This window comes from Roseicyclus marinus (assembly GCF_030163795.1).
Taxonomy (GTDB): domain Bacteria; phylum Pseudomonadota; class Alphaproteobacteria; order Rhodobacterales; family Rhodobacteraceae; genus Roseicyclus; species Roseicyclus marinus.
In genome coordinates, this window is record NZ_JASJOF010000005.1 from 153582 (window position 1) to 178888 (window position 25307).

At 65.3% G+C, this 25307-nt stretch carries 28 protein-coding genes and 1 riboswitch; of the genes, 11 read left to right on the plus strand and 17 right to left on the minus strand.

Translation table 11 applies throughout. The features are described 5' to 3' along the window. Window positions 1–33 precede the first annotated feature (33 nt). Window positions 34–2274, plus strand: a complete 2241-nt coding sequence (locus QQK63_RS09590; protein WP_277824633.1) for a calcium-binding protein — start codon at window positions 34–36, stop codon at window positions 2272–2274. Window positions 2275–2334: 60 nt separating this feature from the next. Here the strand turns inward: QQK63_RS09590 and QQK63_RS09595 are convergent, their stop codons facing one another. From QQK63_RS09595 to QQK63_RS09615, 5 genes are read right to left on the minus strand one after another with little or no spacing between them, the layout of a single operon-like run. Then, window positions 2335–2793: a hypothetical protein gene (locus QQK63_RS09595; protein ID WP_277824634.1), complete on the minus strand. Its 459-nt coding sequence runs from the start codon at window positions 2791–2793 to the stop codon at window positions 2335–2337. Then, the gene (locus QQK63_RS09600; RefSeq protein WP_277824635.1) at window positions 2783–4027 is read right to left on the minus strand and encodes an agmatinase family protein; all 1245 of its coding nucleotides are present in this window, start codon (window positions 4025–4027) and stop codon (window positions 2783–2785) included. The genes QQK63_RS09595 and QQK63_RS09600 overlap by 11 nt, the downstream gene beginning before the upstream one ends. Continuing rightward, window positions 3990–4772, minus strand: coding sequence for an ATP-binding cassette domain-containing protein (locus tag QQK63_RS09605; RefSeq protein WP_277824637.1), 783 nt, complete (start codon window positions 4770–4772; stop codon window positions 3990–3992). Before QQK63_RS09605 ends, QQK63_RS09600 begins: the two co-directional genes overlap by 38 nt. Continuing rightward, window positions 4769–5581, minus strand: coding sequence for an ABC transporter permease (locus QQK63_RS09610; protein ID WP_277824639.1), 813 nt, complete (start codon window positions 5579–5581; stop codon window positions 4769–4771). Before QQK63_RS09610 ends, QQK63_RS09605 begins: the two co-directional genes overlap by 4 nt. A 26-nt stretch (window positions 5582–5607) precedes the next feature. Beyond that, entirely contained in the window at window positions 5608–6672 is a 1065-nt protein-coding gene (locus QQK63_RS09615; RefSeq protein WP_277824641.1) for a putative urea ABC transporter substrate-binding protein, read from the minus strand. 88 nt (window positions 6673–6760) lie between these two features. Beyond that, a riboswitch (guanidine-I (ykkC/yxkD leader) is annotated at window positions 6761–6868 on the minus strand. A gap of 198 nt (window positions 6869–7066) precedes the next feature. On the opposite strand from QQK63_RS09615, the gene QQK63_RS09620 reads away from it, so the two are divergent. From QQK63_RS09620 to QQK63_RS09640, 5 genes are all read left to right on the plus strand, one after another. Then, the gene (locus QQK63_RS09620) at window positions 7067–7912 is read left to right on the plus strand and encodes a MurR/RpiR family transcriptional regulator (protein WP_284283200.1); all 846 of its coding nucleotides are present in this window, start codon (window positions 7067–7069) and stop codon (window positions 7910–7912) included. A 190-nt stretch (window positions 7913–8102) separates the two neighbouring features. After that, on the plus strand, window positions 8103–9083 hold the full coding sequence (locus tag QQK63_RS09625) for a TRAP transporter substrate-binding protein (protein ID WP_277824645.1): 981 nt from the start codon (window positions 8103–8105) through the stop codon (window positions 9081–9083). 25 nt (window positions 9084–9108) lie between these two features. Then, window positions 9109–9630 (plus strand): TRAP transporter small permease, encoded by a 522-nt coding sequence (locus QQK63_RS09630; RefSeq protein ID WP_277824647.1) that lies wholly within the window; start codon window positions 9109–9111, stop codon window positions 9628–9630. Then, the gene (locus QQK63_RS09635) at window positions 9630–10916 is read left to right on the plus strand and encodes a TRAP transporter large permease (RefSeq protein ID WP_277824650.1); all 1287 of its coding nucleotides are present in this window, start codon (window positions 9630–9632) and stop codon (window positions 10914–10916) included. The genes QQK63_RS09630 and QQK63_RS09635 overlap by 1 nt, the downstream gene beginning before the upstream one ends. Further along, complete coding sequence (locus QQK63_RS09640) at window positions 10916–11593, plus strand: aspartate/glutamate racemase family protein (protein ID WP_277824652.1); 678 nt, start codon at window positions 10916–10918, stop codon at window positions 11591–11593. Before QQK63_RS09635 ends, QQK63_RS09640 begins: the two co-directional genes overlap by 1 nt. A 58-nt stretch (window positions 11594–11651) precedes the next feature. Here QQK63_RS09640 and QQK63_RS09645 read toward each other — a convergent pair whose 3' ends face one another. The 4 genes from QQK63_RS09645 to QQK63_RS09660 form a co-directional block, all read right to left on the minus strand. Next, the gene (locus tag QQK63_RS09645; protein ID WP_277824654.1) at window positions 11652–13379 is read right to left on the minus strand and encodes a cation:proton antiporter; all 1728 of its coding nucleotides are present in this window, start codon (window positions 13377–13379) and stop codon (window positions 11652–11654) included. A 234-nt stretch (window positions 13380–13613) separates the two neighbouring features. Beyond that, window positions 13614–13982, minus strand: coding sequence for a hypothetical protein (locus QQK63_RS09650; RefSeq protein ID WP_277824656.1), 369 nt, complete (start codon window positions 13980–13982; stop codon window positions 13614–13616). Window positions 13983–14073: 91 nt separating this feature from the next. Then, window positions 14074–15144: a phenylalanine--tRNA ligase subunit alpha gene (gene pheS / locus QQK63_RS09655; protein ID WP_277824658.1), complete on the minus strand. Its 1071-nt coding sequence runs from the start codon at window positions 15142–15144 to the stop codon at window positions 14074–14076. Window positions 15145–15216: 72 nt separating this feature from the next. Further along, on the minus strand, window positions 15217–15948 hold the full coding sequence (locus QQK63_RS09660) for a class I SAM-dependent methyltransferase (RefSeq protein WP_277824660.1): 732 nt from the start codon (window positions 15946–15948) through the stop codon (window positions 15217–15219). Between the two features lie 191 nt (window positions 15949–16139). Between QQK63_RS09660 and QQK63_RS09665 the strand changes: the two genes are divergently transcribed. Continuing rightward, a complete protein-coding gene (locus QQK63_RS09665; RefSeq protein WP_277824662.1) occupies window positions 16140–16505 on the plus strand; it encodes a hypothetical protein in 366 nt (121 codons plus the stop codon). A gap of 93 nt (window positions 16506–16598) precedes the next feature. On the opposite strand, the gene rplT is transcribed toward QQK63_RS09665, so the two are convergent. The 5 genes from rplT to pyk all read right to left on the minus strand — a co-directional run bounded on the left by rplT (window position 16599) and on the right by pyk (window position 19535). Continuing rightward, window positions 16599–16958 (minus strand): 50S ribosomal protein L20, encoded by a 360-nt coding sequence (rplT, locus tag QQK63_RS09670; RefSeq protein ID WP_277824664.1) that lies wholly within the window; start codon window positions 16956–16958, stop codon window positions 16599–16601. 12 nt (window positions 16959–16970) lie between these two features. After that, window positions 16971–17171 (minus strand): 50S ribosomal protein L35, encoded by a 201-nt coding sequence (gene rpmI / locus QQK63_RS09675; RefSeq protein ID WP_277824666.1) that lies wholly within the window; start codon window positions 17169–17171, stop codon window positions 16971–16973. A gap of 117 nt (window positions 17172–17288) precedes the next feature. Then, window positions 17289–17522: a hypothetical protein gene (locus QQK63_RS09680; RefSeq protein WP_277824668.1), complete on the minus strand. Its 234-nt coding sequence runs from the start codon at window positions 17520–17522 to the stop codon at window positions 17289–17291. Between the two features lie 37 nt (window positions 17523–17559). Further along, window positions 17560–18090 carry a hypothetical protein gene (locus QQK63_RS09685; protein WP_277824670.1) on the minus strand — a complete coding sequence of 177 codons (531 nt, stop codon included), beginning with the start codon at window positions 18088–18090 and terminating at the stop codon, window positions 17560–17562. Continuing rightward, complete coding sequence (pyk, locus tag QQK63_RS09690) at window positions 18087–19535, minus strand: pyruvate kinase (RefSeq protein ID WP_277824672.1); 1449 nt, start codon at window positions 19533–19535, stop codon at window positions 18087–18089. Before pyk ends, QQK63_RS09685 begins: the two co-directional genes overlap by 4 nt. A 205-nt stretch (window positions 19536–19740) precedes the next feature. Between pyk and QQK63_RS09695 the strand changes: the two genes are divergently transcribed. Genes QQK63_RS09695 through QQK63_RS09705 form a run of 3 tightly spaced genes read left to right on the plus strand, consistent with a single transcriptional unit; the run spans window position 19741 to window position 21462 of the window. Continuing rightward, window positions 19741–20478 (plus strand): N-formylglutamate amidohydrolase, encoded by a 738-nt coding sequence (locus tag QQK63_RS09695; RefSeq protein WP_277824674.1) that lies wholly within the window; start codon window positions 19741–19743, stop codon window positions 20476–20478. Window positions 20479–20500: 22 nt separating this feature from the next. After that, entirely contained in the window at window positions 20501–20797 is a 297-nt protein-coding gene (locus QQK63_RS09700) for a DUF1244 domain-containing protein (protein WP_277824676.1), read from the plus strand. Continuing rightward, the gene (locus QQK63_RS09705) at window positions 20794–21462 is read left to right on the plus strand and encodes a pseudouridine synthase (protein ID WP_277824678.1); all 669 of its coding nucleotides are present in this window, start codon (window positions 20794–20796) and stop codon (window positions 21460–21462) included. The genes QQK63_RS09700 and QQK63_RS09705 overlap by 4 nt, the downstream gene beginning before the upstream one ends. Here the strand turns inward: QQK63_RS09705 and QQK63_RS09710 are convergent. Further along, window positions 21380–22171 carry a hypothetical protein gene (locus QQK63_RS09710; protein ID WP_277824681.1) on the minus strand — a complete coding sequence of 264 codons (792 nt, stop codon included), beginning with the start codon at window positions 22169–22171 and terminating at the stop codon, window positions 21380–21382. The genes QQK63_RS09705 and QQK63_RS09710 overlap by 83 nt on opposite strands. A gap of 99 nt (window positions 22172–22270) precedes the next feature. Then, complete coding sequence (locus QQK63_RS09715; protein WP_277824683.1) at window positions 22271–23704, minus strand: aldehyde dehydrogenase family protein; 1434 nt, start codon at window positions 23702–23704, stop codon at window positions 22271–22273. A 247-nt stretch (window positions 23705–23951) separates the two neighbouring features. Here QQK63_RS09715 and QQK63_RS09720 point away from each other — a divergent pair, with 247 nt between their 5' ends. Further along, window positions 23952–24605: a peroxiredoxin gene (locus QQK63_RS09720; RefSeq protein WP_277824685.1), complete on the plus strand. Its 654-nt coding sequence runs from the start codon at window positions 23952–23954 to the stop codon at window positions 24603–24605. Window positions 24606–24671: 66 nt separating this feature from the next. On the opposite strand, the gene QQK63_RS09725 is transcribed toward QQK63_RS09720, so the two are convergent. Then, on the minus strand, window positions 24672–25298 hold the full coding sequence (locus QQK63_RS09725; protein ID WP_277824687.1) for a L,D-transpeptidase: 627 nt from the start codon (window positions 25296–25298) through the stop codon (window positions 24672–24674). Between the last annotated feature and the right edge of the window lie 9 nt (window positions 25299–25307).

The following is a 25307-nucleotide window of genomic DNA, read 5'->3' on the forward strand; positions in this document are numbered from 1 at the left end:
CCCGCTGCTGTCCGTTGCCAGAAGGGTAATGCCATGGGTGAAATGCTCCGATTTCTCGACCTCACCAACTGGATCGCCAGCGGCGATGCCGTGTCTCCCGCGCTGTTCCAGACCAATGTGGTCCAATCGGCCAACACCGGCAAACCTTGGTACTCGGACAGCGTCGATACCGCGCTCGGAACTCCGACGCAGGCCGTGCAAGCAGCGCTCGACCATTTCGACATCGCCACGATCCGCTTTCCGGGCGGCGAAACCGACCTCGTGTTTTCCGGCGGCCTGCTGCAAAACGGCGATCTGTCGCCCAATATCGTCAACATCCTGAGTTTCGCCGCCGAGAACGGCATTTCGGTCGACATGGTCGTGCCGGTAGACGCGCCCGAAGGGTTCACCCGTGCCGAATTCCTGTCGCAGGTGCGCGATTTCGCCATAGCCGTGGAACACAGGTTTCCCGGCACCGTCGGCGGCTATGAGCTCGGCAACGAATACTGGGGCGGGCGCCTCGCGAACGATGCAAGCCTCGAATTCGACTACGGCCTCAAGGCCGGACAGGTCGCCGCCGCGCTGTCGCAGGCCATGCAGGGTGCAGGCTATGATGCCGACATCTTCCTGCAGGCTTCCGGCAACCTGCGCGGTGCCTTTGGCAACAACCCGGATCTGGCCAATGCCCAGATCCAGCGTGGCTTCGAACAGACCGAAGGCGCGCTGGAGGCCCTCGACGGGATCATCCGCAACAGCTACTGGCGCGATCCCGAAACCGACGGCTTCGAAAACGACAGCGGCCTCTTTCTCGAGGATCGCGGCCTGCAACAGACCGTGCAGGGCACGACCCACGCCTGGGAGGCTTGGGCCGGGCGCGACCTGATCGAACGGGTTGGCGAATACAACATCAACCGCAACATCGCCCTTGGCGAAGACCGCATCGACATCGGCATCCACGGCGCCTCCTACCTGCTCGAGCATGTCGAGAACCTGATCGACGCCGGCATCGACGAGGCCTTCGCATGGCCCCTGTCGCACAACACCCAGAATGCCTACCTGTTCCGCGACGAGGACATCGCCGCCACCCGCGTGCATGACCTCGAGATCGCGACCAACACCACCCGCGCCGCGATGCTCGACCTGCTGCGCCAGACGCTCACCGATCACCAGCTTGTCACGGGTCGCTGGACGCTGTCCCCGACACCGGGCGGCGCGAACAACGATGTCGAAGTCACCCTGTTCGAAGAATCCGATGGCGTGATCGGGGATGGTCGCGGCGAGCAGGTCGTGTTCCTGTCATCCCGTTCGGACCAGCCGATGACGGTGCAGGCCGACCTGTCCGCCTTCGTCACCGGCTTCGACACGCTGCGCGCGATTTCGATCCGCTATGCCGAAACCGGCGGCAACCTGCGCGACGCCGTGGTGACCGAGCTTGTGCCGACCCGGATCGGGGATGGCGCGGTCTTCGAGCTTGACCTGCAGCCTTACGAGGTCGTGCAATTCGTCTTCGACCGCTTTCCTCCGGAAGAGCCCGCAGATCCGGCCCTGGACCCCGTCATCGACGACCTGCCGCCACCCGAACCCGGAACCGCTGATCTGGCACGGATCTGGGGCGGCGCAGAGAATGACACGCTCGTCGGATCAGCCGGTGACGATGCGATCTTCGCGCGCGACGGCGACGACCAGATGGCCGGCAAGGCGGGGGCCGATCTGCTCCGGGGCGGAAACGGGAACGACACCCTGCTGGGCGGAAAGGGGGCCGACACGCTCTTTGGCGATCTCGGGCGCGACAGGCTCGACGGGAACGCGGGCGCCGACCGGCTTGACGGCGGCTATGGCCGCGACACGCTCGACGGCGGGACCGGCAAGGACACGCTGGTGGGGGGGTCTGATGAGGATACCTTCGTCCATGCCGACGCGGATCGCGGCTTCGACGTGATCCTCGATTTCCAGATCGGCCTCGACAGCCTCGTGTTCGACGCCCCCGCCTTCACCGGGCCGGAGACGATCCGGATGATCGCCTACGACTACAACGACACGCCCTCGACCCTCATCCGGTTCGTCGGCGCGGACGGCGCCATCGACCGGTCGCTGGGCGGTATCGTCCTGAACGGCATCGTGCGACCGACGCTCGAGGATCTGAACGCCAGTTTCCCCCAACAGGTGGAGGCGCCGCCCGCGCCCCAGACCACCTCCAGCGTCTTCGACGATATCCTGGCTCTTCTGGCCATCGACCCCGCCACTCTCCCGCCCGAGATCGCGGAGGAAGAAGACCTTGCCACTTTTCCGTTCTGAAAGGGGCCGATCTCCCGCCCTGCGCGCGCGCCCGCGCCCTGTCGCCCCGTTTTGCGGACCCTAGGCCCCCGCCATCCGTGACGACAGGAAATCGCGGATATCGAGCAGATCCTTTTCCTCCACCGAGACATAGACCAATGCCATGTTCGTCCGTTCGCGGATCATCTCGCCGGGAAAGGGCAGATAGCTCAACTCGCGCGACCCGAAGGAGGGCGAGGCCGTACCGACCTGCCATTCGGTCTTGAGTTCCACATCCACCAGCTTCAACGCGCCCCGCCCCGCCTTGCCGGGCCGTTCCAGCGGCACACCCGCCAGCCGCAGATAGGCGGCCTTGTCGCGGGCATTGACGAACCCGTCGATGAACTGCGCGGTCAGCACCTGAAGATCAGCCGCCTCGTCCTCGGGCGTCAGATGCGAATGCAGGTGATCGGCATGGGCGTGGTTGTGCCCATGCCCGTGGGCATGATCATGGGCATGGTGGTGCCCATGGTCGTGATGGTGATGATGATCATGGGGCATTGGACCACCTCCGCCCTTCGAATTCGCCATGCGGAATGCTGACGGGCTTGTCGATATGCCGCTTGTGCGCGCCCATCTTGCCATGGGCCACCATGCTGCCCAGCACGTCCACGATCACCCGCGTTCCCATCAGCGCGGTGATGTCGCTGGTGTCATAGGGCGGGCTGACCTCGACCAGCTCCATCCCGCACAGACCCTCCGCCGCGACCTTCGACGCCAGCGCCAGCGCCTCGCGCGGCAGGAAACCGCCGGGTTCCGGCCAGCCCGTGCCGGGCACGAAGCCGCAATCGATGCTGTCGATGTCAAAGGACATGTAAACCATGTCCACCCCGTCCCATGCCATCTCTAGCGCCATCTCGGCGGTCTTGTCCACGCCCATCTTCTCCATGTCGGACATGGTGATGATATTGGTCTCGCGCTCGCGGGCGACCTTCACCGCCTCGCGCGGGACCTGCCAACCGCCGATCCCGATCTGCACAAGGTTCTTGGCCGGCACATTGGGCAGAAGCGTCGAATGGAACCACGGCGTCGTGTGCATCCGTTCATCGAGGTCTTTCTCCTGGATGTCGGCGTGACGGTCGAAATGCACGATCCCGATCTTTTTCGACGTGCATTCCGCGATGCCCCGCACGCAGGGAAAGCCGATGGAATGATCCCCCCCGATCATCACCGGGAAGCTGCCGGAACTGAACACATGGGACACCGCCCGGCTGATCTGGTCGAAGGATTTCTCGAGGTTCGCGGGGATCGTGAACACATCCCCCGCATCACACAGCGTCATCTGCTCGCGCAGATCCACGCCCATCTCGTAATTGTAGGGGGTGTAAAGCGCGCTGATCTTGCGCACGCCCTGCGGCCCGAACCGCGTGCCGGGGCGATAGGTCGTGCCGCCGTCGAAGGGGATGCCAAGGACCGTGGCATCGTAATGCTGCACCTCCAGCACATCCTCGGCATAGGGCGCTTTCAAAAACGTGTTGATGCCCGCGTAATGCGGCAGTTCCCCGCGCGCGAAGGTCGGGATCGACTTGTCGTCGATGCTTTCGGCCCCGGTCAGCCCCATCCTCAGCGCCCAGCGGCGTTCCTCGTCCCAGCGGGTGCCGGGAATATCGGCCTCGGCGCGCATCGCCTTCCACCCCAGAAGCTTGGTCAGGTCGGGGTGATGGGCGCGGCGGTCACGGTCGGGCCGGTCGCCCGGATTATGCGACCGACTGCGGCGCGGGGTCAGGAAATCCATCTTGGTCCTCTTTCAGTTGATAGGGGATGCCGCCGTTCCGGGCGTCAAAATCATAGGTGATCGTCGCGCCGAAGGCGGCGGGGTCATGCGGGTCCCAGCGGGTCTTGTCGAAGACGATGACGCGGTCGCCCAGCTTGAACGCCTCGGGCAGGTCGTGGGTGACCATGAAGACGGTCATCTTTGTCTCGCCCCGCAAATCCTGAAGGAAGCGGTGCATCTGCTCCCGCGTCCCGGGGTCGAGCGCGCCGAAGGGTTCGTCGAGCAGGAGGATACGCGGCTTCGCGGCCAGCGCCTGCGCGATGGCCAGCCGCTGCTGCATCCCCCCCGACAGCGCCGCCGGGTATTGCCCCGCCACATGCGCCAACCCGATCCGCTCCAGCACGGCATCGGCCCGCGCCCGCGCCGCGCGCTTCACACTGCCGAACAGGCCACCCAAAGGCTGCGACAGGCCTTCCGCCGCCACGATATTGTCCTGCACGGTCAGGTGCGGAAAAACCGAATAGCGCTGGAACACGATGCCGCGCGTCCGGTCCGGCTCTCCCTTCAGGGGCGCACCATCTACGGTGATCTGCCCGCGCGTCGGCCGCTCCTGATCCAGCAGCAGCCGCAGGAAGGTGGATTTCCCGCACCCCGATGCGCCCACAATGGACACGAATTCCCCCTCGCCCACGCTCAGGTTCACCCGCTCCAGGATCGACCGCGCCCCGTAGCTCTGGAAGATGTCCGTGACCTCGACCAGGCTCATCCCCGCGCCTCCGCCCAAGGGTAGGCCCACCGCGACAGCCGCGCGAGGCCCCAGTCGATCAGGAAGGCCAAAACCGTGATCCACGCCACATAGGTCAGGATCACATCCATCGCGAGGAACCGCCGCACCAGAAAGATCCGGTAGCCCAGCCCCGCTTCCGACGCGACCGCCTCCGCCGCGATCAGGAACAGCCACGCAGGCCCCAACGACAGCCTCACCGCCGAAATCAACCGCGGCATGATCTGCGGCAGCGCGACGGACACCGCGATGGCAAGCGTGCTGGCCCCCAGCGTCTGCGCCTTCACCAATTGCTCTTGCGGCAATTCCAGCGTGCGCGCGCTCAGGTCGCGGATCAGGAAAGGCGTGATGCCGATGGCAATGAGCGCGATCTTGGCCGTATCCCCCACCCCCAGCGTGATGAACAGGATCGGCAACATCGCCAAGGGCGGGATCATCGACAAGACGGCGACAAACCCCTGCAAGCCTGTCCGCACCACCGGCACCAAGCCGATGGCCAACCCAAGGCACAGACCGATCAGTGCCGCGATACCGACACCCGCCCCCAACAGCGACAGGCTCGACACCGTATCACCCCAGAACAGGATCTCGCCCGACCGCCGGTCCTCCTCGGTCAACAGCCGCCACGCCGTGGACCCCAAAGTGGCAAAGGACGGCAGGATGCGGTCTTGCGGGTTTTCCGCCAACCGCGCCGCCGATGCCGCGGCATAGGCCAGCCCCACAAGGACAAAGGGCAGCGCCACCAGCGCCGCCCGCCCCGCGGGCCCCGGATGCCGGTTGATCAGGCGCATGACCCGCTGCCCCCGCGCGCGCCCCGTTACAGCGCCCCGTCGGCGGCCATCTGCATGTAGGTCGGATCGAACCGCAGCTGGATATTCGCAGGATCGCCCGTCACCACCCCGCCCGGATATTCGATGCCGACGAAATCCGCGCTCGGCGCGCCCTCGCCCAGAATGCCGCGCTCGAAGAGGAATTCGGCCACGCTCACCATCGTCTCGGGCAATTCCGCGCTTTCGACAAAGGCGACCGCATCCGCCGCATCCCAAAACATCTGGGTCGAGGCCAGCTGCGCATCATAGCCCGCCAGATCCGTCCCCGAGGCCTCCGCCATCGCGGTGCGGGCTGCGACGCCCTCGGGCGTGTCGGACGACATGATCGCCATCAATTCGTACCATGCCCCCACCAGCGCGCGGCCGAAATCGGGGTTCGCCTCCAGCACCTCGGTGTTGACCACCATCATGTCGATGATCTCGCCCGGGATATCGGCCGAGGTGAACAGGATATTGGCCGCCGGGTCTTCCGCGATGGTCGACACCAGCGGGTTCCACGTCACCACTGCCTGCACGTCATCGGTCTGGAAGGCCGCGATCATGTCCGCGTCGGACGTGTTGATGACCCCCGCCAGATCGCGCTCCTCCAGCCCCACGCTCTCCAGCGCGCGCGCCAGCAGGTAATGGGACACCGACAATTCCACGAGGTTCACGGGCATCCCGGCCAGATCGGCCAATCCGCCCTCCCCCTTCAGGATCACGGCGTCATTCCCATTGGAGAAATCGCCCACGATCAACGCGGTCGTATCCACCCCCGACCCCGACGGGATCGATAGCGTGTCCATGTTGGTGACCGAAACCCCGTCGAATTCGCCGGCCGTGTAAAGGTTGATCGATTCCACGTAATCGTTGATCTGCACGATCTCGACATCGATGCCGTAGCGCTCGGCCCAGGCATCCATGATGCCGCTTTCCTCCAGATAGCCCCAGGGCATCCAGCCCACGTAGATCGACCACGCGACGCGGAATTCCGTCCGCTCCTGCGCCGTGGCGAACCCGGGAGACAGCGCCAGCGACAGCGCGGTTGTGGTGGCTAGGGCAAGTCTGGTCATCGTCGGTTCCTCCGATCGGATGCGAATGTCCAAATGTCCGACCGGGAAATATGTTCAGGGAGCGGCCGAACCTGATCTTGGCGCAGTGCTCTCCCGGGATTTTGTCCCGCCGTGTACCGCACGGGATTTGGCCCGCGCGGCGGCATTTCTCGGACCTGACCCGCAGTTTTGCGGCGGAACCCTAAATGCCCTGCCCCACCAGCCTCGGGCGCGGCCCGCGCATCTGTCAAAAGCCGCAGCGCGGAATCCCCCAGATCGCAGCATCTGCCCGAAAAAGCGGCGCTTGCGCGCAGGATCTGACGCATTATGCGGCAGGCTCACGGGCCAATCACCCCCGACAGGGTCATGGATTCCCGTCTTGTGCGCTTGCGCCGTGAAAGCCTATTTTCAAGCCATGGCCGCCGCTGAAAAAACATCCTTCCTCACACGGATTCGGGCGGCCCTGCCCGGCCTGCACCCCAGTGAGCGCCAACTGGCCGAGGCGATCCTGAACTTTCCCGGCCAACTCGCCAGCTACACGGCCACCGAACTCGCGCAGATGGCGGGCGTGTCGAATGCCACCGTCACGCGCTTTGTCCGCCGCATCGGCTACGCCTCCTTCGAAGAGGCGCGGCAGGCCGTGCGCGCGGAACAATCGGCCGGTACGGCGCTGTTCCGTGTGAACCGCACCACCGCCCCGCCCGAAGGCCGGATCGCCCGCCACCTCGAACAGGGACACCGCAATCTCGCCGACAGCCTCGCCCATCTGAACGAGGCCGAGATCGCCGAACTTGTCGCCACCATGGCCACTGCGCGCCGCCTGCGCATGATCGGCTTTCGCGCGGGCCAACCCTTTGCCCGCTACCTCGCGTGGCAGACCATTCAGGTCCATGCCGATGTCGCGGCCCTGCCCCGCGACGGCGAAACGCTGGCCGAAAGCCTGGCAGACCTCGGTCCGGGCGATTGCGTCCTCGTCTTTGCCCTGCGCCGCCCGCATAGGCAGATCACCGCCCTGATCCGCGAAATCGCCGACAGCGGCGCGGCGCTGGCGCTGATCGGCGATCTGCCGGGCCTGCCCGCGCTGCCCGCGCGCTGGCACCTGCCCTGCGCCACACCGGGTGCGGGGGCCTTGTTTGACCATGTGGGCGTGATGGCGCTCTGCGGGCTTCTGGCCTCCGCCCTGATCGAGGAAAGCGGGCCCGAGGGCCGCACCCGGCTCAGCGCGATCGAGAAAATCCACGACGCGCTTGACGAGATCTGAGCGTGCCGCGCCCGGCAGAACCTGCATCTTCCCTGCACAGTCCCCCCTCAATCCTGCCCGTTTCTTGGGCGCATCCGGTCTGAAGCCGCATTTTTGAGTGTGAAATTAATTTTTCATACTACTGGATTTGTGAAAAAGTGGTTTCCCAGATGGCATCGATACCCAGCCTCGATTCGAAAAGGACCATGCGATGACCCAGCTGAAACCCCTCCTGCTCGCGGCCGCCACGGGCCTTGCCCTGCCTGGCCTCGCCACCGCGCAGACCGTGCTCCAGATCAACTCCTCCCTGCCCGAAGGCTCCTTTGCCCATGTCTTCTTGCAGGAATACGAAACCCGGCTCGAGGCTGCGACCGACGGCGGCGTCGACGTGCAGATCTTCATGTCGAACACGCTCGGCTCCGAGGAAGACGTGCTTCAGGGCCTCGCGCTCGGCACGCACCATGCCTCGCTCTCGGCCTCAGCTATTGCCCAGATCAATCCGCGCACCGCGATCTTCGATCTGCCCTACCTGTTCGAAGACCGCGCCGCCGTGCAGACCTTCGCCGCCAGCCCCGCAGGCGAGATGATGGCCGCAGGCTTCGAAGGTACCGGCATGGTGCTTGCCGCCATGTGGGACAACGGCTTCCGGCAGATCACCAACAGCGTGCGGCCCATCGTCGTGCCCGCCGATCTCGAAGGTCTCAAGATCCGCACCCCCACCAGCCGCCAGCGGGTCGAGATGTTCAACACGCTCGGCGCCAATGCCACGCCGCTGAGCTTCGGCGAGGTCTATTCCGCGCTCGATCAGGGCGTGATCGACGGACAGGAAAACCCGGCCCAGATCGTCGAAAGCGCGCGCCTCTACGAGGTGCAGGAATACATGTCGCTCTCGAACCATGTCTACCTGCCCACCTTCCTCGTCTTCGGCGAACCCTACCTCGCAGGCGTCGACCCGGCGCTGGCCGAGGCGATGGTCACCGTCGCCGCCGAAACCGCCGCTTGGACCTTCGAATGGGGCGACACCACCGATGCCGAGGTCGTGGCATCCCTCGCTGACCGCATCGCGATCAACGAGATCGACTTCGCCGCCTTTCAGGCCGCCGCAGCACCCCTCTACGACAGCCCGACCTTCGTGGACGTGATCGGTGCCGACATGATCGCGGCCACCCGCGAAGCACTGGGCCTCCAGTAAGCCCACCCGACAGGAGCAGCCCGCCATGTCCACCCTCACCTCGCTCATCGCCCGCCTCGACCTTTGGCTCACGCGCGCGCTCGATGCGGCGGTGATCGGGCTGGCCGGGCTGCTCTTCGTCCTTCTCAACATCGCGGTCGTCACCCGCTTCCTGTTCAACAATTCCGTTTCCTGGTCCGAGGAATTGCCGGCCCATGTGCTGGCCGCCCTCACCTTCATCGGCGCGGCCTACCTGACGCGCACCTCGGAACATCTCGGCTTCGACGCGGTGATCCGGCTCTTTCCCGAAACCGTGAAACGGATCGTGATGGCCGGAAACCTGATCCTCATGGCCTTCTTCGGCGCGCTTCTGGCTTGGTATGGCGGCATCGCCGCCGCCAGCTTCGGCAGCCGGATGCTGATTTCCGTCGACCTTCCGATGGCGCTCTTCCGCTACGCCATGCCCGTGGGCGGCGCGCTGATCGCGCTCATCAGTTTCACGCGGCTTGTCGGTCTCTTGACCGGGCAAGTCGTCCCCGATGACCTCCTGCCCGAAAGCGACGCGTGATGTTTCTCGATCCCGGCTGGATCATCCTGATCCTTCTCGTCACCCTTCTGATCGCGGGCCTGCCCATTGCCTTCGTGCTGGGCGTGACGGCGGCTACGATGATCCTGCTCGACCCCGCTGTCGTGCCCCAGATCATCGGGCTGATCCCGTTTGGCGGCGCGAACAATTACCTGCTCGTCGCGGCCCTGTTGTTCATGATCGCGGGCGAGGTGATGAACCAGGGCCGCATCGCCGAGAAACTGATCGCCTTCGCCTCCAGCCTCGTGGGCCATATCCGCGGCGGCTTGGCGCACGTCAACATCCTCACATCGCTGTTCTTTTCCGAGATTTCGGGCACCGCCACCTCGGATGCCGCGGCCATCGGCTCGGTGATGATCCCGCAGATGAAGAAACGCGGCTACCCGGTGGCCTTCGCCGCCGCCGTCACCTCGACCTCCGCGACCATGGCGATCATCGTGCCGCCGTCCCTCAACCTGATCCTCTACGCCTATGTCGCCAACGCCTCGATCGCCGAGCTGTTCGCGGCGGGCATCGTGCCGGGGGTCATGGTCTGCGCGCTCCTGATGATCACGGCCTACATCATCTCCGTCCGCAAAGGCTATCCGACCGAAGGCGCGTTCCAGTTCCGCCGCGTGATCGAAACCGGCAAGGATGCGGCCATTCCCCTGACCCTTCCAGTGCTGATCCTCGTCGGCATCCTCGGCGGCATCTTCACCGCGACCGAGGCAGGCGCCATCGCCGCCTTCTGGTCCATCGTGCTGGCCGCCTTCCTCTACCGCACCATCCGGCTCGGCAACCTGATCGACACGTTTCGCATCGCGGGCAAGCGCAGCGCGATGCTCATGTTCATCGTCGCCACCTCGACGCTTCTGGGCTGGTACCTGACCAACCAGCAGATCCCCCAGACCATCGCGCAGGGCATCCTTGGCCTGTCGGACAATTACTGGGTCGTGCTTCTGGCGATCAACGTCTTCTTCCTTCTGGCAGGAACCATCATCCACGGCACACCCGCGATCTTGATGCTGGTGCCGATCTTCCTGCCGCTTGCCGATCAACTGGGCATCGACCGGGTGCATTTCGGCCTGATCCTGACCATCAACCTCGGGATCGGTCAGCAGACGCCGCCCGTCGCCTCGGTCGTGCTGATCACCTGCGCCATCGCCAAGATCTCGATCGCCAAGATCATCCCGCCGATGATGGCCTTCATCGCCGCGATGCTGGTGGCGCTCATCCTCGTCAACGTCTTCCCGGCCATCGTGCTCTGGCTGCCCTCCGTGATCCTCTGATGCGGCTTCTGATCGTCAATCCCAACACCTCGACCGGGGTGACGGCCCGCATCGACCGCGCGGCACAGGCCGTGGCGCGTCCGGGCGACCGCTTCACCACGATCTCGGCGGCCTTCGGCCCCTCCCTGATCGTCACCGAGGACGATGGCCGCGCCGCGACCCAAGGCGTTCTGGCCGCCGTCGCCCGCCACCCCGGGCCGGTCGAGGGCGTGATCCTCGCCTCCTTCGGGGATACCGGGGCCGAGGAATTGCGCGCCGCCCGCCCCGACCTGGCCGTCATCGGCATCGCCGAGGCCGCCTTTGCCCGCACCGCCGACATCGGCGGCCCCTTCGCCATCGTCACCTTCGCCCCCGAGGTCGCGGGCCCCTTGGGTGACAAGGCGCTGGCGCTCGGCCATGGCGACAGGCTCCTTGGCATCGCCCATCCGCCTGCCCCGCTCTGCCATGACCCCGCCGAGGTAGCCGAGGCGCTCTTGCCCGACCTGCGCCAACTCTGCATCGACGCCGCAGCCGGGGGGGCCCACAGCATCATCCTTGGCGGCGGGCCCTTGGCCGGGCTCTCCGCCCGCATCGCCCCCCATTGCCCGGTGCCGGTCATCGACGGCACGCAGGCCGCGATCGACAGCCTGCGCCGTCGCCTGCACGACACGCAGCCCCGCGCAGCGACCCAAGCCTAAGCATGTTGCGCAAACTTCTCACCGGTTTTGCGCCGCTCGCACAGGCGCACTCAAACGGTTAGACCGGTAGATCCTTCTGCCCCTCCGGGTCGGCGGCAACCGCCACGGGCGTCTTCGTCCGGCCCGTGATCATCCCCGCCGCCGCAAAGGCCGCGTCGCGATAGGGCATCAACACCAGGTCGGCCCGCGCCTCCGCCAGCCGCGCCGCCGTCTGTTCCCGTTGCGCGGCCACCGCCACCTTGCCCCGGAACCCCAGATCCCGCGCCGCACCCAACAGCGCCAGCCGCGGATCCTCATGCGTCAACCCGATGTCATGCTCGGGCACCGCCATCACCAGCCATTCGGCACCCTGCAAGGGCAGATGGGCAAGAAACTCCGGATCGGTCGCATCCCCGAAAATGGCATCGAACCCCCGCGCCCGCGCGCCCCTGACAGCCTCGGGGCTGAAATCCACCCCCAGCACCCGCTTGCCGCTGTCCCTCAGCGCCAGCGCGATGCCCAGACCATAGCGCCCCAACCCGAACAGCACGACATCATGCGGCCGTTTCCCGGCCGCCGCGTCCGCCTCCTCCACATCGCCCCCTTTGCGGTCGAACACCCGCAGAACCGGCTCGCAGATCCCGTAAAGCTTGTTGGAAAAGGTGATCATGTAGGTCGAGACCGCGATGGTGATGAGCCCGACAAGCGTCACCAGCCCCAACGCCTCCTCGTCCAGATGCCCGATGCCCACCCCCATCGCCATGAAGATCAGCGAAAACTCGGAAATCTGCGCCAGCGTCACCCCGGCCAGAAACCCGGTCCGCTTGCGATAGCCCAGCACCCGCAACACCCCCATCACGATCAGCGGCTTTCCCACCAGCACGAAGACCGACAGGACCAACGCCGCCCCGATGCTCGCCCCCAGAACCGACAGGTCCAGCGACACGCCCAGCGCGATGAAGAAGAACAGCAACAGGAAATCCCGCAGGCTCGCCAACCGCCCCGAAATCGCCTCGCGGTAAGCGGTGGAGGCCAGCGAGACGCCCGCCAGCAACCCGCCCAATTCCTTGCCCAACCCAAGGTAATGGCCAACGGCGGCCAACAGCGCGGCCCAACCGATGGCAAAGGACACCAGCAATTCCGGCGCCTCGGACAACCGCTCGACCAGCGGATCGGCGACATAGCGGATGAAGAGGACGACAAAGGCCAGCATCGCCGCGCCATAGCCCAGCACCTTCAGCACCTCGCCCAAGGCACCGCCGCCCTCGGCCGCAGCACCACCCACCGCAATGGCCGACAGGACGATCATGGCGATCACCACCACCACGTCCTGCACGATCAAGATGCCCAGCGCCATCCGCCCGTGCAGCGCGTCGATCTCGCGCTTGTCCGACAAGAGCTTGACGATGATGATGGTCGACGAAAACGTCAGCGCGACCGCCACATAAATCGCCGTCCCCGCATCGACGCCCAAGGCCAGCGCCAGACCGTAACCGATCGCCCCGGTCAACAGCACCTGCGCCGTGCCCGCGATCAGGGCCACCGGCCCCAGCGTGCGCACAAGGTTGAAATCGAGCTTCAGCCCGACGAGGAACAGCAACAGCGCGATGCCCAGCTCGGCCAGCAGGTCGATCTGCGCATCCGATTGCGCGATATCCAACACCGATGGCCCCGCGAGGATGCCGACCGCGATGAAGCTCACGATGAGCGGCTGACGCAGCATCAGCCCGACAAAGCCCGCCCCGGCCGCCAGCACCAGCAGGGCTGCAATCTCGTAGAACAGGTAGCCCTCGATAGCGGCGGTCATGCGGCGGCTCCTGTCGTCCGGGTTGGTATCCTTGGCGAGGTTAATCGAATTCCGCACAATCCCGCCAGCGGGGATGCGCCGCACCCCGGGCGAGCGCCTGCCCGCGGGATGGCGCTGCACCGAATGTGGTCCGCGCTTTATGCCGCCAAATCCGAAAGACCCCGGATCGCCGCGCTTACGTCACCAAAGCGCCAGCCCGGGGGGCGGGCAGGCGCTCGCCCGGCGCCTACGGCGCTATTCGGGCTCAAAATGTGCTTCGGGGGTTCCCTCAAGCGGGGTGTCGCGACCAATAGCAAGCAGATACAATAATTTCTGCTCATCAAACTCGGTTGCTTCGAAACATTCACGGCGCATTTCAGCAACTAAGCTGACCAGCTCGCTTCGCGAACTGTAAGCAAAGTCACTGCCCATCATCAGCCCCTCTTGAATAGAGAAAAGCCTTTGCAAGATGCCGTCTGAGGCGAAAATCACCGCTTCGATGTTCGCGAGGTCCAGACGGTCACGACTTACTTGGTCTCTGCGAGTCACGAACCCATGGAGCGCCAGTAGATAGGCAGCGTATACTTCTCGGCGTTTCGCAAATAAGGCTTCGCTACGATCCACTTGCTTCTGTCTTTTGTAGAGCTTAGCCCCACCGAACAACACCAATATGGCCGACACCACTGTGGCGAGAGGTTGTGCCCACCACATCCCCTCACACCCCGCTATGCACCGCCGGCACCTGCAACGCGGCAAACCCGTAATGCCTCAGCCACCGCAGGTCTGAATCAAAGAACGCCCGCAGATCCGGAATCCCGTATTTCAGCATCGCGATCCGGTCGATCCCCATGCCGAAGGCAAAGCCCTGCCATTCCGCCGGGTCCACATTCGCCGCCTGCAAGACCTTGGGATGCACCATCCCCGATCCCAGAACCTCCAGCCAATCGGACCCTTCGCCAACCTTGACCGTGCCGCCTTCCCACGAACACTGGATATCGACCTCGGCCGAGGGTTCGGTGAACGGAAAATGCGACGCACGGAACCGCGTGCGGACCTTCGTGCCGAAATAGGCGCTGAAAAACTCCTCCAGTACCCATTTCAGATTCGCCATGGAGATATCGCGGTCGATCGCCAACCCCTCCACCTGGTGGAACATCGGCGTATGCGTCTGGTCGTAATCCGCGCGATAAACCCGGCCCGGCGCGATCACGCGGACGGGGGCGCCATGCGCCTCCATATGCCGGATCTGCACGGGGCTGGTGTGCGTGCGCAGCACATGCGGCGGGCGGTCGTCCCCCGGCGCGCGATGGGTGTAGAACGTATCCATCTCGGCCCGGGCGGGGTGGTGGCCGGGGATGTTCAGCGCGTCGAAATTATACCAGTCGGTCTCGATCTGCGGCCCTTCGGCCACCGCGAAACCCATGTCGGCAAAGATCGCGGTCACTTCTTCCGTCACCTGGGATACCGGATGGATCGTGCCGACCCGGCGGTGCCGCGCGGGCAGCGTCACGTCCAGCCATTCCGCTTTCAGCCGTTCGTCCAGCGCCGCGTCGCCCAACGCCGCCTTCTTCGCGGCGATGGCGGTCGTCACCTCGTCCTTCAGCGCGTTCAGCGCGGGGCCGGCCACCTGCCGCTCCTCGGGCGACATGCCGCCCAGATCGCGCATCTTCAGGCTGATCTCGCCCTTCTTGCCCAGCGCCGCGACGCGCAATTCCTCCAGCGCGGCCTCGTCCGCTGCGGCGGCGATGCGCCCCAGCCAATCCGATTTCAGCTGATCGAGGTTCATGTTGCGCGCCCCTTGCCCGTCAAATCCGCGCCCTGACCTATCACCAAACCCCACGATTGCAAGGCGGCTCGCTCAGGTGCCGTCCTTGCCCGCAAAGGCCGATTTGCGGCCCCGGATCTCCAACGCGCGGCGCGACAGCGTGACCTTGCCGTTCTGCGCGTAAACGGTCGCGGGCGGCTCGGCCTTCACCCGCTTCTCCAGAACGGTGATCGAGTCGTAGAACCGCACCGAATGCAGTTCCTTCGCGATCGGATCGAAAGGGAACAGCGTGTCCTGATCGGTGTACCAACTGTGCATCCGGTCGGTCAGGCGCTTGGCATATTCGATCCAGCTCGCCTCGTTGCGGTAGCCACCGCCAAAGCCCGGCCAATAGGAGGTATGGCAATCCTCGACCATGTAGAGCCCCCCGTCGGCCAGATGCGGCCAAAGGTTCTCGAAACTTGCCACCTGATGCGCGCAGACATGGCTGCCGTCATCGAGGATCACGTCAAAGGGACCATGCTGCGCCGCCAGATCCGCCAGAAATGCCGGATCGGCCTGGTTCCCGATCTCGACCTTGGTGCCTGGAACGGCCAGCGCCGCGCAGTCCGGATCGATGTCGACGAAACACAGCCGCGCATCTTCGGCAAAAAACGCCTTCCACATCGGGATGGACCCGCCCTTGAACACCCCGATCTCGAGAAACGAGATCGGCCGCGCCCGGAACCGCGTCAATTCGCGGGTATAGATGTCGAAATACTGCGTCCATTTCGACAGCAGACGTTCGTCGGTCGTCTTTAAGTACTCGTTAAAGAAATTGCCCAAATCTTTACCCTTCGGAAACGAAAACTCCCGACGGACCATCGCCCGGCGGGAGTTTGAAATCAATCACAGGCAGCAGCCATCCGCACCGCGCCCACCACCCGGCATAGCGGCCCAAGGTCCGCCGGACTTGCCCTAAAGCATCCTTCCTGGTTAGCCTGACGGTTCGATTAACAAGTTTAGGAGACAAGCATATGAACAGACGTGCATTCATCGTGAGCGGTTTCATCGCCCTGCCGCTTCTCGCCGCCGGGTGCCAGACGACGCAGGGCGGGGCCAGCGAGCCGGCCTTTGCCGATCTTGCCGGCGTCTACAGCGGCACACAGGTCCGCGGCGACGGCTCGTCCCGGCCGATGCGCATCACCGTCGCGGCCGACGGCAGCTATACATGGGTCAGCAATGGCGAGACCATAACGGACGGGCGCTTGTCGCGCAGCGGCGGCGGCTTGCGTTACACCAACACGGCAGGCTCGCGCGGGACCGTCACGGCAAGCCAGAACCAGTTGATATTCCAGAACACTTTCACGGGAAACAACTATACGGTCACGGTCAACCGCTGATCCCCGGCGCATGGGGTCCCGCCCCCATGCCCCATGCCGAAACGAAAATGGGCTGCCAAAAGGCAGCCCATTCCCAAGATCGGTGGCAGCGGCTCAGAGAGCAGCGCGCGCCTGTGCGACGATGGCGCCGAAGGCCTCGGGCTCGTGCACGGCCAGATCGGCCAGAACCTTGCGGTCCACCTCGATCCCGGCAAGCGCCAGGCCGTTGATGAAACGCGAATAGGTCATGTCGGCGTCGAACGCGCGGACAGCAGCGTTGATCCGCTGGATCCACAGCGCGCGGAACTGCCGCTTGCGGACTTTCCGGTCGCGGGTCGCGTACTGGTTGGCCTTGTCGACAGCCTGGGTCGCGGTCTTGAAGCTGCGCGAGCGCGCGCCATAGTAACCCTTTGCCGCGTCAAGAACTTTCTTGTGGCGACGATGGGTGACGGTTCCACCTTTGGTGCGGGACATTGTGCGGCCTCCTCAGCGGTCGTAGGGCATGTAGGTCTTGACGATCTTGGCGTCGGGTGCGGACAGCGTCGTCGTCCCCCGTGCCGAGCGAATGAACTTGGTCGTCCGCTTGATCATCCCGTGCCGCTTGCCGGCCTGGCCCGCCACCACCTTGCCGGTGCCGGTCACCTTGAAGCGCTTCTTGGCGCTCGATTTCGTCTTCATCTTCGGCATTTTCGTCTCCTGTCTTCTAGAGAGCGTTCGGGCGCGACTCGGCATGCCGTTGTTGGCCGGCCGCACCGTTGGAGCGCGTCGCTTACAGCCATTGCACCCGCCTGTCCAGAGGTCCCGCTACCCCAGAACCATCGCCGCGACATGGATGAAGGCATCGGGGATCGCCCGAAAGCTCAGCCCACCCTCACGCAGGGCCAGATGGACCCACGCCAGAAGGCCCAAGGCGATGACCATCGACAGGACCGCCCGCCGCGACAGCCGGCCTTCGACCCAGCCCGCCACCAACGAAGACAGGGACAGGATCCCGACGAGGGTTGCAATGACGATCAGGATATCGGGGTCTATCTGCATGGATGAAACATGCACCAAGCCCCTGTCCTGCACCAGCCTACATCAGCGGCGGCGCCCCGGTCAGAACCCGCAGGTGATCGCCCGGCGAGGATCCCGCCCAATCCACCCAGAGCCGCCGGGGATCGGCCGCGTCGATCCACGCGCTGTCGCCCTGTTCCAGCCCGCGCAACTCGTGCCCAAGGAACAGCGTCGCCACACCGGCCAAGCCATCGGTTGCGGCAAGGCTGTCAGGCGTGGTCGCCACCCCAAGGATGGGCGCATCGAACAGAACCCAACCACGCTGGCGCCCACCCGTTCCGTCAAAGACAAGTGAATGCAGCGACACGATCGCACCCGCCGGGATCGGGCCGCCAAGGTCCAACCGCAACGGATCGGACAGGGCCACGCCCTGCGCCTCGTCAAAGGCGATGAGATCCGGGCTGTCGAAAATATCCTGCCCCACGGCCAGCGGTGGCTCGTCCAGCAAGACGAACCGCCCGGCGCCATCCTGCGCGGTGATCTGCCCGTCCAGAACGTGGGCCGGCGCCGGGCCCGCACCCAGCAAGGCCAGCGCCAGCGCGCGGATCATTCCGGGTCGGTGGCGTAGATCAGACGTTCCGCACAGGGTGCCACGCGCAAGATGTTGGTCGATCCCTGCACGTTGAAGGGCACGCCTGCCGTCACGATGATCTGATCCTCTTCGGTCGCGTAACCGCCGTCGCGCGCCGTCCGCGCCGCCGACACCACAGCGCCCTTGAACCGGGTCAGCTCGCCCGTGATGTAGCACTGGCATCCCCATGTCAGACACATCCGCCGAGCCACTGCGATCACCGGCGTCAAGGCGAGGATCGGCACCCGCGGCCGTTCGCGCGCCACCAGCGAGGCCGTGCCGCCCGATTGGGTGAAACAGCAGATCGCCTTGATATCCACGGTTTCGGCAATCTCGCGCGCGGCTGCGACGATGGCATCCGCCGTCGAGGACCGCGTCACCTGCCGCGAGGCCGCCATGATCGTGTGGAAATTCGGGTCGCCTTCGACCTCCAACGCGACATTGTGCATGGTCTGCACCGCCTCGATGGGGTAGCTGCCCGCCGCCGATTCCGCCGACAGCATCACGGCATCCGCGCCTTCGTAAAGGGCGGTGGCCACGTCCGACACTTCGGCACGGGTCGGCATCGGGCTTTCGATCATCGACTCCAGCATCTGCGTCGCCACGATCACGGGCTTGGCCGCCGACCGACATTTGCGCACCAGACGCTTTTGGATCGGGGGTACGGCATGGACCGGCAATTCGACGCCCAGATCGCCACGCGCCACCATGATCCCGTCGGAGGCAGCAAGGATTTCCTCGAAGGCCGTGACGGCGGCCGGTTTCTCGATCTTGGACAGGATCGCGGCGCGCCCCTTGGCCAGTTGCCGCGCCTCGTGCACGTCGGCGGCGCGCTGCACGAAGGACAGCGCCAGCCAGTCCACGCCCAGCTGGCAGACGAACTCCAGATCGGCGCGGTCCTTTTCGGAGAGCGCCGCCAGCGGCAAGACCACATCGGGCACGTTCACACCCTTGCGGTTGGATACCGGTCCCCCAGCGATCACCGTGCAATCGGCGAAATCGGGGCCGCAATCATCGACGCGCAGCCGCACCTTGCCGTCATTGACCAAAAGGCGAGACCCCGGTTCGAGGGCCGCGAAAATCTCGGGATGGGGCAGGTTCACCCGCTTGTCCGTGCCCGGCGTCGGATCGAGGTCGAAGCGAAAGGACGCCCCGTTGCGCAGCACATGCCCCTCGTCCTCGGCGAAGACACCGCAACGCAGTTTCGGGCCCTGAAGATCGGCAAGGATGGCGATCGGGCGCCCCATCTCGCGCTCGACCTTGCGGATGGCGGCGTGGCGGGCGCGGATCTCGTCATGGCCGCCATGCGACATGTTCAGACGGAACACATCGGCGCCGGCCTCGTAGAGCTTGCGGATCATGTGCTCGCCGTCCGAGGCGGGGCCCAGCGTGGCCACGATCTTGACGTTGCGGTCGCGTTTCATTGCGTGTTCCCTCATTCCCTCTGCCCGGATCCGTCCCGGGCCGGCTGGCCGAGCACGCCATGTTAGCGCAAACAGCCCTGTTCTTTATGCTCTATGGCGCAATTCACCGCGCCGGACAACCGGCTTGACCCCGCCCTGCCTCTGGCATCGTCGGGGCAAACCACCTATGCCCGCCATCGTTGCACTCCGGAGAGGTAACGACCAGATGACACAGGCTTTCAGCGTGGAAGGCACAGAGCGTCGCGGGCGCTGGGTTGTGACCTGCGATCATGCGTCCAACCGCGTCCCGCCCGAGGTCGCGGGCGGCGACCTTGGATTGCCGCCCGAGGACATGAACCGCCACATCGCCTATGACGTGGGCGCGGCCGGCGTGTCGCGGCGGCTGGCCGAAGTGCTGGATGCGCCGGTGATCTTGTCGAACTTCTCGCGACTCGTGATCGACCCCAACAGGGGCGAGGATGATCCGACGCTATGCATGAAGATTTATGACGGTTCCATCATCCCCGCGAACCGCCATGCCGATGCGGCCGAGATCGAACGGCGTCTGGCGTTGTTCCACCGCCCCTATCACCGCGCGCTGTCCGACCTGATCGCGCGCCGCGCGGATCCGGTGATCGTCTCCATCCATTCCTTCACGCCGCAATTCGTGGGCCGCCCGCCCCGGCCTTGGCATGTCGGCGTTCTTTATGCGGGCGACACCCGGCTGGCCTATCCGCTGATCGCGCGGCTAAGGGATGAACCCGATCTTTGCGTGGGCGACAACGAACCCTATTCCGGCCATTTGCCGGGCGATGCGCTGGATCGTCACGCGGTTCAGCCGGGGCGGCTGCATGTGCTGGTCGAAATCCGCAACGACCTGATCGCAACGCCCGCGCAACAGGCGGCTTGGGGCGAAAGGCTTGCGCCCCTGCTTGACGCGGCGCTGAAGAATGCCGAGGTCTGAGAAAACCGCCGGAGGATTTGCCATGGACGACCCGACCCGCACCGAGCTCGAGGCCGCAGCCTTTCGCCGCCTCTTGCAGCACCTGAACGAGCGCACGGATGTGCAGAACATCGACCTGATGAACATGGCCGGGTTCTGCCGGAACTGCCTCTCGCGCTGGTATCAGGAGGCCGCGACCGAACGCGGGCTGGCGATGGACAAGGAAACGGCGCGCACCATCGTCTACGGCATGCCCTATGACGACTGGAAGGCGAAGCACCAGTCCGAGGCGACCGAGGCGCAAAAGGACGCCTTCGCCAAGTCGAACCCCGGCCATTGACCGAGGCCGCGCCCAATCCGGCCTTCGATTACCGGCCGCCCGACGCGTCGCTGGATATCGTTCATGCCGATGACCAGATCGTCATCGTCAACAAGCCCGCGGGCCTGTTGTCGGTGCCGGGTCGGGGCGAGCACTTGTCCGATTGCCTGCTGGCGCGGGTTCAGGGCGCCTTTCCCACGGCGCTTCTGGTGCATCGTCTGGACATGGACACATCGGGCATCATGGTCTTTGCCCTGACGCCCCATGCACAGCGCCACCTTGGCCAGCAATTCGAGACCCGGCAGACGAAAAAGGTCTATGCCGCGCGGGTCTGGGGCGAGGTGGCCGAGGCCGAGGGGACCATCGACCTGCCGCTCTGCGTCGACTGGCCGAACCGCCCGCGCCAGCATGTCGACCATGAAAACGGCCGCCCCGCCGTCACCGACTGGCGCCGCATCCGTATCGAGGACGGCACCACGCGGATGCGGCTTTACCCCAAGACGGGGCGCTCACATCAGTTGCGGGTTCACATGCTGGAACTGGGTCACCCGATCCTCGGCGACCCGTTTTATGCGACGGGTGCGGCGCGCGACTACCCGCGCCTTATGCTCCACGCCGAAAGCCTGAAACTGCGGCACCCGGACGGAGGGCAAGGGATGCTGTTTCGCGCGGCCGTTCCGTTCTGACCGAGGCCCGCTGCGCCCCAAGCCACAGGGCATCCAGACAGGCCAGAGCCTGTGGGTCGAACCTGTCTGCCTCTGTCCAATAGCGGCCCGACGGCACCATGTAGCCCAATTCGGCTTCACGCGCCTTGGCCAAGGCGATGCTGCCCACCTCGATATCCACTGGCAGCGCCTCGGCCAGATCATCGAGCGTTGCCCGCGGAAAAACCAACCGGCTGTCCTGCCAAGACAAGTTCACACAAGCGCAGCCCTGTTCGGCGGCCAGAAGTTGCAGCCGCGCAGCCTTGGCTTCGAGGCTTTGGAGCGTGATGTCCGCGCGCAGCGGATCTGCGGTGCCCGTCCCATAGAAATGCGTGCGCCCCGTCGCGGCATAGACCATGTCGCAGCCGAAAAATGCCATCACCCGCGGGCGCAGCGCGCCCAAGGCCCAGTAGCCGGCGGTAAAGGCCATGGTGCCACCCGCATAGACAAAGCCGCCATAGGCGTTTTGCACCGGAACGTAATCGCGCGCCTCGATCCGGCGCTGGCCCGGCAAGAGCCCGGGGGGCCGGTGTTCGACGGGAAAATCCTCGGGATGGATCGACACATCCCAGTCAGGCCGCAGCCGCCAAGCGTTGTTTATAGCCACGACGTGGTCGAAACCGGAACGGTCCCAACTCTTTGCCGCCACGGCAGCCGGTCCACTGCCAAGGATCAACACAATCGGGCCCATGCCGCGCTTCCTTCTGCCGTCTTCGGCGGAGATAGGTGGTTTGCGCGACAGGACCACGACAAGTTTCCGCACCGCGGCAAAACCACGGTGCGGGCGGGATCATTCCCAGTCGCTGACGGCCTTGACCTCGAGGAATTCGTGGATGCCCCAGACCCCGCCTTCGCGGCCGTTGCCCGATTGCTTGAACCCGCCAAAGGGCGACCCCTTGCCGAAGCCTTTGCCGTTGCATTCCACCATCCCCGACCGCAGCTGCCGCGCGACGCGGCGCAACCGATCCTTGTCGGTCGTCTGGATGTAGTTGGTCAGGCCATAGACCGTGTCATTGGCGATGCGCACCGCATCCTCCTCGGTGTCGAAGGGGATGATCGACAGCACGGGGCCAAAGATCTCTTCGCGGTAGATCGTCATCTCGGGTGTCACGTCGGCAAAGACCGTCGGCCGAACGAAAAAGCCCCGGTTCAAATGCCCGGGCCGCCCGGTGCCGCCTGCGACCAGCCGCGCGCCTTCGTCGATGCCGGTCTGGATCAGACCTTGGATCTTTTCGAATTGCACCTCGCTGACGACCGGCCCGATCCCACGCCCTTCTTGGGCCGCGGGGATGACGGGTGTTTCCTCGGCCACCCTGGCCGCGATCTCGACCGCCTCGTCATAGCGCGCGCGCTGCACCAGCATCCGGGTCGGCGCGTTGCACGATTGGCCCGAATTGTTGAAACAGCGCATCGCGCCGCGCTTGACCGCCTTTTCATCGGCATCGGCAAAGATGATGTTCGCCCCCTTGCCGCCCAGTTCCAGGCTGACGCGCTTGATCGTGTCGGCGGCGGCAATGGAAATCAGCCGCCCCGCCCGCGTCGACCCGGTGAAGCTCACCATGTCGACATCAGGATGCGCGGACAGCTGGCTGCCCACGCCCGGCCCGTCACCATTGACCATGTTGAACACACCCGGCGGCAGGCCCGCTGCATCCACGATCTCGGCAAAGACGAGACCCGACAGCGGCGCGACCTCGGACGGTTTCAGAACCATCGTGCAGCCCGCCAGAAGCGCCGGCGCGACCTTGAGCGCGATCTGGTTCATCGGCCAGTTCCACGGCGTGATCAGCGCCACGACCCCGATGGGTTCATGGAAGATCCGTTCGCCCGGAGCTTGCGGGCCCAATGGGCGGTCCCACGCCATCTCCTTGGCGGCGGCGATGAAACCTTCGAAATGCCAGTCGCCCGATGTCACCTGTTGCTGGCGCGACCAGTCGATGGGGGCCCCCATCTCGGCGCTGATCGCCTGCGCCATATCCTCGGCCCGCGCGGTATAGGCGGCCAAGAGACGCTCCAACGCGGCGATCCTTTCGGGGATGGGCGTGGCCGCCCAAGCATCGAAAGCCGCGCGCGCGGCACCGACGGCGGCATCAGTATCGGCCTGATCACCGAGCGAGATCGTGGCGCAAACTTCCTCGGTCGAGGGGTCGATGACCGGAAGATCGCGCGGCGTGGCGGGGTTTACCCAGCGACCGTTGATGTAGAATTGGCGGCTGTGTTGCATGATCGTCTCCCATGTTCGGGCGCAGCGTGTCATTCCCTGCGCCGGGCTTCAAGGCGGGTCCGCGACAGCGCGGCGAATGCAAACGACCATCCCATCCGACGGGCCATGACCGAACACATGGCAGCCGCGCCGCGATGCGGGAAAATGCCCGTCCTTCTTTCGCCTCCGCGGCCGGACCCACCGTGAAATTTGCCTCTTGGATACCTATATATGTTGACAACGCAAACCAAATCAGGAGGCGACCGACATGGGCCTGCGCATCAACGACACCTTTCCCGACCTGACGGTCGACACCGACCAAGGCAGGTTTTCCCTGCATGACTACCAAGGCGACAACTGGCTGATCCTGTTCTCGCATCCCAAGGATTTCACGCCGGTCTGCACCACGGAATTCGGCGCGGTCGCGCAACTGGCCGACGAATGGGCCAAGCGCAACACCAAGGTCATCGGCCTGTCCGTCGACAAGGCCGAAGAGCATGTGAAATGGAAGGCGGATATCGAGGCGACCTCGGGGGCCAAGGCCGGTTTCCCGATCATCGCCGATGACGGCCTCGCCGCCTCCAAGGCGCTCGACATGCTGCCCGCCGATGCCTACCTGCCGGACGGCCGCACCGCCGCCCACAGCGCCTCAGTGCGCGTGGTCTATATCGTGTCGCCCGATCACAAGGTGCAGCTGATGATGACCTACCCGATGTCTGTCGGCCGCAACTTCGCCGAGGTTCTGCGGGCCCTCGACGCGCTGCAGGCGACCTGGGGCCAGCCCATCGCGACACCGGCCAATTGGGTCCACGGGCAGGATGTGATCGTCGCCCTGTCGCTCGACACCGAAGCCGCGCGCGCGAAATTCGGCGAGGTCGACGTAAAGCTGCCCTACCTGCGCACGGTGAAAATGCCGGCCTGATCGGGCCCCTCCCAAACGAAAAGGCCCACGATCACCGGGGGCCTTTTTCATCGCCGGGTTATACCATCACGCAGCCGGATAGAGGAACGCGGTCGAACCGACCTCGACGTTCTCATACAGCTCGATCACATGCGCGTTGACCATCCGCACGCAACCCGACGAGGCCGAGGTGCCGATCGACCAGGGCTGCGGCGTACCGTGGATCCGCAGATAGGTGTCGCGGTTGCCCTCGTAGAGATAGAAGGCGCGCGCGCCCAACGGGTTCTCCGGCCCGCCCGGGACGCCGCCGGCGAACTGGCCATACACCTCGGGCTCGCGTGCGATCATGTTGGCCGTGGGCGTCCACGACGGCCATTCCTGCTTGCGGCCGATGCGGAACGTCCCCGGCTGGTAAAGCCCGGCCCGCCCGATGGCCACGCCATAGCGCATGGCCGTGCCGTCGGTGCCGATGTGATACAGGTAGCGCGCCACGGCATCGACATGGATATCGCCCGCCCGCAGGCCCGCGCGGTGCTGCACACGCGTCGGCATGAACCGCGGATGCAGACCCCACGGGTTATTCGCGTTCGGATCAGGGTCGGGCCGCGTGACCGTCGCGTCGAAACCGACCGCATCCTGCGCAAGCGCAGGGCCCGCGATGGCGCCGGAAAACAGCGCGCTGCTGGTGATGATGAAATGCCGGCGCGTGAGCATCGCCTCACC